Origin of the sequence: Labilibacter marinus (genome assembly GCF_001659685.2) — a bacterium.
Classification (GTDB): domain Bacteria; phylum Bacteroidota; class Bacteroidia; order Bacteroidales; family Marinilabiliaceae; genus Saccharicrinis; species Saccharicrinis marinus.
This window is the reverse complement of the sequence record NZ_LXYE02000024.1, coordinates 194359-208046: the sequence shown is the minus strand read 5'-3', so window position 1 is coordinate 208046 and position 13688 is coordinate 194359. Positions and strand designations below refer to the sequence as shown.

Annotated in this window: 6 protein-coding genes; all 6 read right to left on the bottom strand. The window is 35.9% G+C overall.

Annotation, left to right across the window (positions count from 1 at the left end; genetic code table 11):
- Window positions 1-11: 11 nt before the first annotated feature.
- Entirely contained in the window at window positions 12-2564 is a 2553-nt protein-coding gene (locus A8L32_RS11585; protein ID WP_066630760.1) for a T9SS type A sorting domain-containing protein, read from the bottom strand.
- A gap of 345 nt (window positions 2565-2909) precedes the next feature.
- Window positions 2910-3713, bottom strand: coding sequence for a T9SS type A sorting domain-containing protein (locus A8L32_RS11580; RefSeq protein ID WP_066630758.1), 804 nt, complete (start codon window positions 3711-3713; stop codon window positions 2910-2912).
- A gap of 383 nt (window positions 3714-4096) precedes the next feature.
- On the bottom strand, window positions 4097-7597 hold the full coding sequence (locus tag A8L32_RS11575) for a glycosyl hydrolase (RefSeq protein WP_066630756.1): 3501 nt from the start codon (window positions 7595-7597) through the stop codon (window positions 4097-4099).
- 175 nt (window positions 7598-7772) lie between these two features.
- The gene (locus tag A8L32_RS11570; protein WP_066630754.1) at window positions 7773-9425 is read right to left on the bottom strand and encodes a GH39 family glycosyl hydrolase; all 1653 of its coding nucleotides are present in this window, start codon (window positions 9423-9425) and stop codon (window positions 7773-7775) included.
- A 76-nt stretch (window positions 9426-9501) separates the two neighbouring features.
- The gene (gene lacZ4 / locus A8L32_RS11565) at window positions 9502-11523 is read right to left on the bottom strand and encodes a beta-glucuronidase LacZ4 (protein WP_143525080.1); all 2022 of its coding nucleotides are present in this window, start codon (window positions 11521-11523) and stop codon (window positions 9502-9504) included.
- Between the two features lie 298 nt (window positions 11524-11821).
- Window positions 11822-13597, bottom strand: a complete 1776-nt coding sequence (locus A8L32_RS11560; RefSeq protein ID WP_066630753.1) for a T9SS type A sorting domain-containing protein — start codon at window positions 13595-13597, stop codon at window positions 11822-11824.
- Between the last annotated feature and the right edge of the window lie 91 nt (window positions 13598-13688).

The following is a 13688-nucleotide window of genomic DNA, read 5'->3' as shown; positions in this document are numbered from 1 at the left end:
CAAAACCATCGCTATTGAACTACAACTAACTTTTTACTTATGGTTTTATTCTGGCAATCTGCCAATAGAATATATAACCCTGCTTGTGCTATTTCAATGCGCGTATTATGGCAAAAACTTCCAGAAGTAACTTGTTTTCCATCCATTGAAAAAACGCTGTATTGCACTTCCCCTACTTCACTTGTTTCTAAACTAAAGAATCCAGATGATGGATTTGGATAAACCTTTAGGGATAAATAATCTTTTATTTTAACAGAGGTACTTTTCCTAAACACAGCTTTTATAAGCATATCTTCAGTTATTGTAATCGTTAAAGGATTATCTAAACTAACTACATCCCCTGCCCATGAATCAAAAACCCAACCATCATACGCGGTGGCTTGCAAGGTAAATGCTTGCCCATTATAACAGGCACCACTACTATAGTTTAAAAACCCTTCGCCTTCCACCTGAAAATCAACATTCAACAAATTAGACGAAGCATGAGGAATAAATTCAATACTATTTATTGTTACAATCCCAGTACCAACTTTATTACCTGTTTCAATTTGAAAATTACTAATCACGCCACTCCAATTAGCATTAGCACCTAAATTTACGGTATACGTGCTAAAGTCTGTTTGATTTATACTTGGCGAAAAACGGATTTGATACTTTTGTGAATTCTTATAAAAAGCAAAATAAAAAATATCACTTTCGCTTTCGTTTTTTAGTTCAATGCTAATTTGATCATACAAAGCGGCTGAAACAGATTGACTATAAACAACCTTTGGGTAGTTACCATCGAGATTAAGTGTTAAGAGATCATTTGCAATCATAGGATTTGCTTGCGAGAATGTAAAATCCTGAAAATCGGTATCTGAAGTCCACTTTAGTTCGGCAGGTGTTATTTCTTGAGCTAATTCAGATGCAAACCGGAACTCAAACTTTTTAAATGCAAAAGAACCTAGGCTCGTTACCAACTTAATCATAGAGCCTTGCTTACCATCCGTGCGCTCAACACTGGTGATGGTTTGCCATTGACCAAAGGCAGGATCATTACTAAACTCAAACTGATCATAAGCAGCCACACCCTCTTCATTAAGTGTGCGGGTCGGATCTCCATAGCGGTTAAAACCACTTTTAATCCATCCCGATGCAGGCTCATTGGCTAAAAACGACTGCAATTGATTATTTGTCTTATCATACGACAAACTTCGGTAAGCCAGATCTGTTCCTACGGGTTGATCAATCGTAAAACAAAGCACCACATCTTCGGTGGATTCATCATCCATAGATATTGGGTTATAGTTATAAATTAATGCATCAAAGGCATCATTATTTATACTCTTACCAAAAAAAGCATTCAGTTTATTATTTGAATTTTTAGGTGTCCCGCTAAGCTGTGTTTCATACCTAAGCTGACCAATCATGGCATTAAGCATTTCAATATTTGCCGGATCAGCGCTGCCTGGTCGGTTGCCCCATCGGTATATCGACTCAAGCCCTTTGTCGGCATATTTATAAAACTGCTGAGCAAATTCCAACTCCATTATCTCTCTATGAGCCGACATACAATTAATTAAACCATTACCATCCTTACCATTCATAGTAGTAATGGTACCGTACTCCATCACCTCAAGTTTGGCGTCAGTATTCCATTTAGGATGATTCACCAAAGGAGCAAATAGTATTTCATATTTTTGAGACACTAGTCTATCCTCATCCCTTGTAGTAACCAAATAATCCGACACTCCCCAATAATCATAGCGTATATCATTATCGTAACAGTAATCTATAAGGTCATTGGCAAACGATTTAATGGCCTCGCCCTTATAATTAAGTACCGTACCCTCCTTATATACAAAATCAGGTTTGCGCGTATGAACCACCACTTTAGCCTCAGGCAACACGGCACGTATGGCACGTTCGGTATTGGCAAAATGAGCTATAAAATCTTGTTCACTTCCCTTCCAATGATCAGGCGTTTCAATTTCAGAGCCTACCCTAAAATGCCATGACAGCACCAATTCTTTCCCGTAAGTATCAATTAACTTCGTCATCATCGCCTTAACAAAGGCATGGTAAGCCTCTTTATCAGCCGGTGGCAGCGAATTACCATAGTGTGTCACACGCTCATCTTCACGAAAGTGAATACCATCCGTTGTCCCAGTTGGTATAAATGTATAACCATGCTGAAACGCCCAAGGTGGCTGATCAACCACGATCTGATGAATGCCGACTTGCGAATGAACTATTTTATCAAGACGCGAAATTAAACGCTCCCAATGATATATGTAAGTATCCGTAGAAGCATCGTAAGTACAAGGATCAAAATCCAAGTTGGGTACATTTTCACCATCTACCACCTTATTTATACCACCAATCATACGTACCAAGTTCACCTTTAGGTCAGGGCGCACATTGGCCCCATTCTTTGGGCTGATGCGATTGGCCACCGTCCAAATAGGATAAAACGCTGGTTTTTCTAGATCGTCATTCGTAAAATCAGTCGACACGGTAAGCTGCGCAGATAATGCTATGCTTACAATAAACATACTTAGGGCAATCATTAATTTCTTCATATATATCCTTAATTATTTACATAAGGGGTTTTGGTTTGATGGCTATATACAGGCCAATAGATCGTTAGTTTTTAGATTAGAGATAACAGGCTGACTTACAAAATACTTAAAATCAACAAATTAAACACGACCTCAAGCAACTCCTTATGTTTTAAAGATCATCATCTTAAGAAGCTTAACGAAGTACTACAGGCCATACGCGATGAAAAAGTAGAGGTTTCAGAATTCGTGGAGGATCGTTGTTAAACTCGAGATATGTATTAAACATAGAGTAATATTGTAACAAAAAAATGGCGCCCAAAAACAGGACGCCATTCTATTATTTACTTAATTCTTTGTGAAAGATTAACGTTTAACTTTTTTTGTTACGCCATCAAATTTAATGATATATAATCCTTTTGAGAAAGCAGAAAGGTCAATATTATAACCATTTCCTGAAGCAACAACCGTACCCGAAATTGAATATGCTGTCCATTCTGTACTCTCAACTAACTTAAACACACCTGCGTTTCCTGCCACTGGATAAACATTGTTACTTGAAACTCTAACATTTTCATCAGCACTTAATGGTAGACCTACATATCTAAATGCAAGTTTTCCAATAGCCGAGCCATCCAAACCAAATTGAACAGGGTCACCTGCTGCGCTTGGAGCTGTAACATATCTTGAATTAGTGCCCCATGGTGTTTTTATAAACAATGCATCGTTGCCACCTTGATTAGAAGTCGTTTTTCTCCTTTGAAACTGGTCTAGACCTGAATAATCAAAATCTAGAGGTGTTACACTTACCGGCTCACCTGGTCTAGCAATAAGCGTATAATTTGGATGATCTCCTTCAACTCCATTTGTAGCCATGGTAAACGTTCCAACGCCAGGAACATAAGCAGTAATCTCCAACAATCCATTGTCAGCTGGTGTTCTATGGTCTACTATAGACCAAACTTGTCTTGGATCATCGCTTGGTAATTCTGCAGCCCACTCTAATCCACCGGTAGCATTAATTGTCATCCATAAATTCTGACCTGATGCGCCAATTTTATAAGTACCTGCTTCAGTCCACTCATCATTTTCCCCTTGAGCTTGAACTGTAATTGTAGCAAAAAGCATTAAAAATGCCACTAAACTCATTAAGCGTAAAGATTTTTTCATTTTTTTCAATTTAATTGATTAGTAATAAAATATTAATTTACAGTAAGTATTTAAAAACGTTATGTAATTTTAAACTACTTTTCGTAATCATCTACATCTTACTGATTTACCTTATCCAAATTTATTACTATAGTGAGTTTTGTTGTTGAAAGAATAACTCAAAAACTTTAAATGATACATCATTATTGCATTTATATATCAATATGATGTATAAATACAATGATGATCTATTTATTCTTTATTTGATGTATTGCATTCACTCAAGAAAAACACCTATTCTACCATCAGCTGAAAGAATTACATGTGTAATAATTAAGGCATTACATTTTTGGATTAATAGAGTCTAATGCGAGATTATTGCTAAAGCATATCTCCACTCAAAATTACTTAGGAAGCTGAACTACTTTATACGAACGAATTAACACGGGTCCAATCATTCCAGAGGGTAGTAATTCTGAATCTTTATTCCAGTGCCTAAAAGAAGAAAAAGTTTGACGTTTACTTGGGCGTGGAGTGTTATTCAACAGCCAGTTTGGCCATTGTTTAATATTTGCACCTCTCCTTTCAAAATCTTTTGTAAAACTTTCATCTCCTATCAAGCGATTTGTCCATAGGTTAGTTACTTTAACTTCAAGCTTATTTACACCAACTTTAACGTTATTATCTATATTAATTCTATAAGGTGCCCTCCATAAAACACCCATATTTTCTCCATTCAAAAAGACTTCTGCCATAACAAACACACTGCCCAAATCAAGTTCTAGTGAGTTTTGCGGTTTAAGCAATTCTTTAGGAAGGTTAAACCGCATTGCATATGTTGCCGTTCCAGAAAAATGTCGAATCTTCTCATTATCTGATATAGACCATGAATTCAGTTCCTTCGTTTTTTCTTTTATCGTTGCCTTATGTTGTATTGGAAATTGCAATTCCCATAATCCAGTTAACTCAATCGCCTTAGGAACCGAATCTACCTTTATGGTTTTATGATTACCGTACGATGAAGTATAGTTTAATTCGCCAATATAAGGGGTTAACCAAAGATCTTCACCATTCATGGAGATTAACTTAGATGTTGCGGACGGCTGCAATAATTTTAAGCTACCTCCTTTAGGAATATTAACCGTATGATTTTCTCCTTTTGCCATATATACCACACGTAAAGTTTGTTTTTGACTGCTAATCCCCTCCTCTTTAATAAAACTGTCATCCACAGGCATTTCATATAAGCCTGATGCAAGTTTCGACTGTACTTGTTCAGTTACATCATACACTGGATTATTGGGTGGAATGCCAGCTATTCCTCTTTCAAACTTTCCAAATACGGCCTTAATAATTTTTAATTCTTCGCTATTATTAGCAGCAATATTTACAAGTTCTTTTTCCTTGGCATAAATCTCATAAAGTTTATCTCCTAATTTATATTCTAAGCGCAGTTCCTTTTTATAACCAGGAGCTGGATCGCAAGAACAAAGACTTCTGTTTGCAATAACACTTAAAGCATTATTTTCCACCTTCTTTTTTACCTCCTCCGTAACATCCACCAAGCCATCGGGTAAAAACACGCCATATTCGGCTTTAATAATTTTTAAATCTATCAGAGGCTTTAAATCCTGCCTTTCACAACGTATTGTAACATCGCTTATGTGCGCGAAAGGTGATATTGGCTCTCTAAAAACTACAAATACTGAACCTGCCTGAGCTAATTGAATCGTTACTGAAGTTGTTCCATCACCATTCTCTTTCCATACTGTCGCGGGTAATATTTCTCCCGTTTCAGCATCCCAAAGTTCAGGTTGCTTATTTTCTATTCTGAAACGGCACTTTATGGTTCGCGGTTCTTTTCGTGAATTTAACACAAAATAAATATCCGATTCTTCCGTCTTTCTATGAATAAAATCTACCTGATCGCTTCCTCCGTCTTCAATGGTGAAATCGGGTAGAATCCTTCCACTTTTTAAGAACTTAACTACCGAGACTTCTTTTATAAGATTTTCTTCCCACAATTGTTCCGACAGGGTTGATACTTCCACATCACTATTCGGATAATTCTTTAAACTAGGCGATTTTGCTGTTTTATTACCAAGTATTGTTCCTCCAGACCTAGCTAATTTTTCAATTACTTTTAATGTTTCTGGAGTAATCCATATCGTTTCTGGAAGTACTAGCACATGATATTTTGCTCCATAAGGTGTACAAATCAATCCATCTTTTACACTTAATTCTTGTAATTTATTTCTACCGATTAAATCGTAGTCATATCCCCAGGACTTTATTTCAGGCATTAGTAAACCATCATTAGGTGACGACTCTCCTGTATACAACAATATATCTGCACATGGCGTTCCTGACTGAAGAAGGAATTGCCCACGAGCAATATAATCTAGAAAACTTGAACCCTGATTCCACCAAGTATTCAAACGGTTAAAATCAATACCAAAGGGGCCTAAAGCAAGACCGGGCGCAACATTCCATGGCTGATGTACATACGTATGAAAGATAAAACGATTGATGCCCTGTGCCCATGCCATATCGCCGATTGCCTTTAAATCGGATGGATGACGCGACCACCCTCCAATATCCGTAAAAGCTTCTGCTCCAACAATCGAACTGCCATTTAATTTGGCAATGGAGGCAACAAATTTAGGAGAGTCAAAAAAGGCTAATTCTCCACTCCAAAATTCACTCATCACAATATCTCCAGTTGCACCTACTTGCATATTATCAAAAGGTCCCCAATACGGCTCTACAGAAAAAGTCATCTTATGCTCGTGGCATTTATCCCTAAAATAAGCATAGTAATTTTCAGCCATTAAATCGCCAATGGTTCGTCTAAAATCCGATAAAAAGCGTTCACTTATCTCGCCACTTTCCACATAATAGCCTGCCAATGCTGGAAGAAACAACTTACAATCGTAACCTCGCAAGCGATTAAATGAAGTATCAAAACCAGGTGTCCAATTAGCACAGCCTACTTCGTAACTATCAATAATGCAATTTTTAAGCACCGACCCTACCAGCGTATCCAACTTTTCTATTATTGGACTTATACCTCCTTTCCAAAATACATCCACAGCATCTCGGCTCATTTTATCACACTCCAACCCCTTTCCATTATCAGGTGCAGCTATATTTTTTTTACCCGTTGGCGTATGGCCAATTCGTAAAATAACCCATTCACCTTCAGGAGCGTTCCATTCCAAAAAGCCATCATCACCAAGGTTTGATGTTAAATCTATTATAACTGACTTTTTTATTGTAGCAGATGTTGGTATTAACTTTGTTTCCGGCTCTAGATGATTACGAATTCTGCTGGACAGACTTTTATAATCTATATCATTAATTCTTAGATTACTTTCTGGTTTTGGGAAAACCAATACTGCAATGTCTTTGTAATAATTCAGATTAGTTTCAGGCTGTGGTAAATGCCCTTTAAATGGTTTTCCTCCTTGATGAGTAACTTCGCTATATACTAATGTTTGCATGGCATATTCAGGAGTAATCCACGGACCACCACTCGACGACCAACCTGGGCAATTATGAAACGCTAACTCTAGGTTTAAGCGCTGTGCTTCTAGAGCTGCAAATTTAAATAACTCCAACCACTCTTCGCCTAAATAAACAGCAGATCCTTGAGGAATCCCTATGTTTGCATTGAAAATTTGAGCCTCTTGTATGCCCACCTTTTTCATCGCTTCCAGATCAGCAGTAATTCCCTCTTTGCTTATGTTCCCATTCATCCAATGCCACCATGTTCGCACTTTTGCAGCTGGTGGTGGATTTTTAAACCCTTGTTTTAATCCATCATCTGCCAAGGTGACTTGAAAAAATAGCAATAAAGAAATAATGGTAGTTGGAATATTTATGAAAGAAGTAACGCGTCTCATACGTATTGGTATATCTGGTATTTTTATTTTTGGAGTATAATAAGTTCCAACTCCTCTTTAATTATGGAGGTTCTTAAAACGCAAAGAAGAGGCTTATTGTATGGTATTAAATACAGTTTATTGGATAGGTACTTTTTATAAATACCTACCCAATAAACAGTTTTTATATTCAGATTTACTGAGGGATAAGTTCAATTAATTTTACAGCATGTGGTTCTAATTCTACCTTTAGTGTTATACTTCCATCATCCGCTACACCAATTTTTGAACTACTAATAGTTTGTGGTAACTGCGACAAAGTTGTGTACTTAGCTTTGTTGGCATCAAATACGTCTTCCCAACCGTCATTAAAGTAATCATCTGGCCTATTTCCATAAATTCGCCCGTTACTTTTATTAGTTATACCCGCGGCTCTTACATCACTATAAAGTTCATGCATAAAAGTACCATGCGTTTTATCTACAGTCCATTCGTTCATCTTCCAATTTTCACTACCATCTACTATGGCTCCTTCAATTTTAGGAAACAAGGTTTTCTTAGCTGTGCTGTTTCTTGTTGTATTATGGTTATAGATTAACAAATAGATTCTACCGTTTTTTACTACTGGTATAGCGCCAACATATCCCGAAACATTATGGGTAGCAGCAAGTCTATCTCCATCTTCCATCTTCAACAGCATGGTAGTTACATTTCTTCTTGATGTAGACAAGCCATCAGTTGATTCTTGACCCCAATCATAAATTTCAGTTACTTTATATTTGTATGCTAAATCAGCAATAGTTGCATACCAACTAGCACCAAAATCGGTTGCATCACTTAAACTCAGTCCTCTATTTCCATTTTCATCCCTTAAAACTCCAAACTCCTGAATATCGAAAGGAATATTTGCAAACTGAGAATAACTATTTAATTTTTGTCGATATGGCTCAACTGTTTCTGGAAACTTAATGGTATTATTATCTATTTTTTCATAGTAAGAAAGGCAAAAATAGCTCATTCTAGTTCCAGTTTCTCCTGTTGCATAGTTAGTGCCATTCGCACAATGGTCAATTAATTCAGTAGTAAATGTGGCCACATTTTCTGTTAACATATTACCAGGGCCAATAATCGCATCAGGAATTAACTTTAGTACTTCATCCACAGTAATATCATAGTGCTTAAAATACTCTTCTTTGGTTCCATTCCAATGGTGTGGCGTATAATTAGGCTCTGTTCCCACTCTAAAACGCCAAGTTTTTACTTCATCATAACCAAATTCGTCAATCAAGGTTTGTAGAAAAGCATTAATGTATTGTCGCCAAACATCATAAGCATCAGGAGGATTAGTATTTCCGTAGGTATTTTCTTCCTGAATAGCATTCATTTCCCATGGTACATTATCTAATACAATTCTTGGCTTAAAACCAGTTGCCATAAATCCACGCATACTGCTTAACAACCCCGTAAAATCGGTTATAATATTGCCCTGATCATCTAACCCTTTATAAAAATCGTTTTTATGATCGGTTCTTCCGCCCAAAACCCTTACTAGGTTATAGCTTTTTACATAAGGCTTTATACTTACTAAACCATCTGTAAAACCTGAACTAACAAATCTAGTTTGATTAATCATTGGACGAGTAGACCAAAAATTATACATCTGCCCTACTACAGCATCTGTATTAACGTTTATAACTTTAGTTGGATCAACTACTATACCTTCGTTATCGTTAGGTGTTTCCTCTTCTGGCTCCGATGGTTTTTCTATACCCTCATCACTTGAACAAGCCACAAACATGAGCATCAATACTAACACTCCTCCAACTTCTCTTAAAAATCTGACTTTCATTGATAAATTCTTTATTTATTAACTAAAATTAAACACAACAAAGACTTCAGAACTCATTATAAAACCACATAATGATTTATTGTAAAGTCCAAGTGCATTGATCTGATATTTTTTCTTTTTTTAGATTCGCCTTTACTTCAATGATATTATTTCCTTCCCTAAGAATTACATTATCCCAAATAAAAATTCCATAGTCACCTTGTGTTTTACCCAAGGATATACCATTGATAAAAAGTTCCACTTCTTTACAATTAGAATAAACTCTAACCTGAGTTTTCGCCTCATCACGCACTTTGTACCTATTTTCAGTGATGTATACAAATTTATCCTCCTTGTTCCAATTGGCTTTATAGAAATAAAAAGCATCCTTTTTAATCTTTCTATCAAAAGTTACTAAACCTTTATCATTCTCACCAATGGTCTCTCCTTCGGAACGATGCACAGCTCCAAAATCAAACATATTCCATATAAAACTTCCCCAAACATACGGACGAGCATCTATCACTTTCCAATATTCTTCATGATAATGCGCTTGCCATTTTTCTGGATGCCAGCGTCCTGGAGCTTTAGGTTTTTTAAGTTCATTCTCATGATGAAAAGCACTTGCACCTGCTCCATATTCGCTTAAACCAATTTTAAAATCTGGACGCTCTTTGTGCACGCCATCCAACCAAACACTAATATCTGAAGGCACACCTTTATACCATCCAAAATAACGATTCCAAGCAATCAGATCCGTAATTTCATGAAGCTTGTGATCACCTGTATTACTGGCAGCTGTAGTAATTCTACTCGAATCTTCTTGCTTAACCAAAGCTTGTAACTCATTAACATACTCAATTGGATTATCACCAGTAGTCTTTAGCTCATTATACAATCCCCAAAAACAAATGGAAGGATGGTTATATTGCTGACGAATCATTTCGATAAGTTGTTGCTTACCATTATCCTTAAATGATTCCTGATTCACGAAACCCTTGTCGCGATATCCTCCTGGCCCAACAAATGGTATCTCTGACCAAGTTACAAAACCAGCTTTATCGAGCATATCATACACGTATGGGTCATTAGGATAATGCGATAATCGTATAGCATTGGCTCCCATCTCTTGCATCATGACTAAATCCTCATCATGATGTTCCTTACGTAAGGCGTTACCAACTATTGCTCTATCTTGATGACGACAAACTCCTCGTAATGTAAGATGTTCTCCATTCAGAAAAAATCCCTTATTGGCATCCACATGGTAATATCTTAAGCCAAGAGCTTGCGTAACTTGATCACTAACATGATTACCTTTTTTTAAGGAAACTTTTACTTGATACATAAAAGGGTCTCTCACTCCGTTCCATAAGTGAGGATTATTAATTTCAAAAGGTATTTTCACCTCCGTTTGATGCGCCGACACATTAATATCTTTTTTAAGAATAGTCGATTTACCATCCAATACGCTTAGTTCCAATTCTAGTCCTTTTAAGTTTTTAGGATTAGATATTTTAACCAAAGCTTCTACTTGTGCCTGATCGTTAGTAACTTTTGTTTGCGTGAGATAAACCCCAGACGAAGCGTAATCTAAAGGTGAAATAATGGCTTGTTCTGTAATCATTAATTCTACATCACGGTATATTCCTCCATAAAAATTAAAGTCTCCTAACAAAGGCATAATATCTAATTGAGGCGCATTATTAGCTCTTACCATAATGGTATTTTTATCCCCATATTCAACTTTATCGGTCAACTCAAAATTAAAAGCAGTATAACCACCTCTGTGCTCACCTATATGTTTTCCATTAATAAAAACATTGGCAATGGTATTAACCCCATAAAACTTTATGAATAAACGTTTCCCTTGCCATTCTTCTTTTATAAAAACTTCTTTTTCGTAATTTCCTATTCCTCTATAATAGTCCAACGTTCCAGAATGCGCATCAATGGCATTCCAGGTATGAGGAATATCCACTCTTTCTGAAACGTTTCGTTTAACCTCATAACCATAGGTGAAAGCCCAATTATTATTTAATAATTTTATTGTTCTTTCTGCCGATAAGCTAAAAGTAATTGTAAGTAGAAGACCAATTAAAAGTATGTGTTTCAACATTTTTTATGTTATTGGTAAATTATTTTATTCGTTATCGCTACTATTCAAATTTACACTCATCTTCATGTAAATTATTGAATAGATAAACCAATTACTTAAAAGCTAGCTTCAAAATTGAATGTATATATCAATTTGATGTTTATTTTCAATGTAAATGGATCTTCAATTATTTAAACAATAATTGAACCAGCATGAAGAATAAATACCTCTTACGTGCTTATTAATTAATAAACATGCCCCACTTAACTCAAACAAATATCCCTATACCTACACATGCTCAATGTGTTAAAACATCATATTATTTAAAAATAACTTTTTGCACGGATCGGGCTTTTGAGGTAGTTATTTCTAATAAATACATGCCTGTATGATAATCATCTAGTTGTAGCTTAACTTCAGAATAGAATGTACCACTAACTACCTTTGTTCCACTTAGCGAAATCAATTTATAATTTGCAGTACTACTTTCTCCTAACTGAACATTTAATACACCATCACTAGGATTAGGGCTTACTTTTAAATTGGCTATTTCAGGCAGATCCTTTACTCCCAACTCATTTTCAATTACAAGATCGGATAGTTCAATTGTATTAATGGAGAACTTTGGCAAACTAACACTCCCACTTCCTTCCTGAATTATACTTAAGGGGTCATCATCAAACGCCAAGGCCATTTCTTCATCCATGCTCGAAAAAGATAAAGCCTTATGTACAAAATCACCCATGTAATTAAGGTCATCAATATTTATTTCGAAAGGAACTTCTTGATCTGTTAGATTTACTACAAATACAGTAGTCTTTCCCCTTTTTAAAACTACTCTTGCATTTACAGCTTTAACACCTTCTACTATATTTGGCACATCAACATATCCTTCAATTAAAGTACTATATTCTAATACTGAACGCGTAATTTCATAAGCCGAACCAAACAGCGTTTTCTCCAAAGGATATTTTATTCTTTCTTTTTCCTTATCATTATGATCTATGTATTTTTCCCAAACGAGCATTGAATTCAACTTACCGTTGGTACTAAACCAGTTAGCTCGGTTAAAGATATCCTGATTTTCACTCATCATTAAAAAGCAATCTACAGCACCTAAGGCCGATACTGCATTAGGACCACCAGACTTAACACCCCATTCTGTTAACCAAATAGGTTTAGATGGTGCTACCTTATGCGGGTACTCAGTAATTGATGCCAATAAGTGCTTGCGAGCAGTAAGGGCGGTACCAAACGCTTCATCGCTATTTTCTGCATTATCTGGATCCGACCCCACATATGTATGTATCGATATGGCATCGAAATAAGATTGATCACTAGTTAAGTCTGTATTCCAATTAGGGTTAGCCCAACTATCTCTACGTAATAATGGTATTGAAACACGAATGCTTGGATCTTCTGCTTTTAGTGCTGCAGACATCGATTTAGCCCTTGCAATATAATCCTCCGCATTAGGAATAATAGAGCTACGCTGATTTGGGTAAAAACATTCATTTCCCAACTCAATGTCTTTCACTTCAAAACCTCGCTGAATTAAATCATTATATCGTAACATAGTTTCAGGAGAACCATTGCTAAAATCAGTACCATCAGCACTCATATTAAAGGTCCACATCATATCAAAACCTTTTCCTGAACTATTTTTTTTGTTCGTATTTAATTCTGTAGCCCCATCTATACCAACTTTAATATTGTTTGTATCAAACACATAAATATTGGCAAGCATACCCACGGTTTGCTCTTTTAATGTGTTATTAGTTCCTTGTTTATAATTAAATTTTTCGTCTCCATAAAGTCTTGTTACATCACGTCGCCAATCGTACCAATTGGACCAAAGACCATGAGGAAAACGTATCGTAATTGGATCGAATTTATTTACAAACTCTTTCTCTTCTGTTTTTGTAAAATGATGAATATTAGTACCCAATAGTAAATTATTGTATTTTTCTTGGGACTGACTTTTTATATTTATGCTAGCGTTTAAGTTAGCAGGTAAATCAAACGGATATGTTTGTGCTAATAGGTTAGTGCCTAGCACAATCAATATTATATGAATTAATAATTTTACTTTCATCGAATTATTTTTTTGTTCGTTCTGATCAGGTGACTCCAATAAATAATCTATCTACTTTATATTCAACCTTAACTTACATACCAAAGTAAGT

Excerpts from the sequence above, each read along its gene's own strand:
- A8L32_RS11585 (WP_066630760.1), bottom strand. The coding sequence starts at position 2,564 with ATGAAGAAATTAATGATTGCCCTAAGTATGTTTATTGTAAGCATAGCA.
- A8L32_RS11580 (WP_066630758.1), bottom strand. The coding sequence starts at position 3,713 with ATGAAAAAATCTTTACGCTTAATGAGTTTAGTGGCATTTTTAATGCTT.
- A8L32_RS11575 (WP_066630756.1), bottom strand. The coding sequence starts at position 7,597 with ATGAGACGCGTTACTTCTTTCATAAATATTCCAACTACCATTATTTCT.
- A8L32_RS11570 (WP_066630754.1), bottom strand. The coding sequence starts at position 9,425 with ATGAAAGTCAGATTTTTAAGAGAAGTTGGAGGAGTGTTAGTATTGATG.
- lacZ4 (WP_143525080.1), bottom strand. The coding sequence starts at position 11,523 with ATGTTGAAACACATACTTTTAATTGGTCTTCTACTTACAATTACTTTT.
- A8L32_RS11560 (WP_066630753.1), bottom strand. The coding sequence starts at position 13,597 with ATGAAAGTAAAATTATTAATTCATATAATATTGATTGTGCTAGGCACT.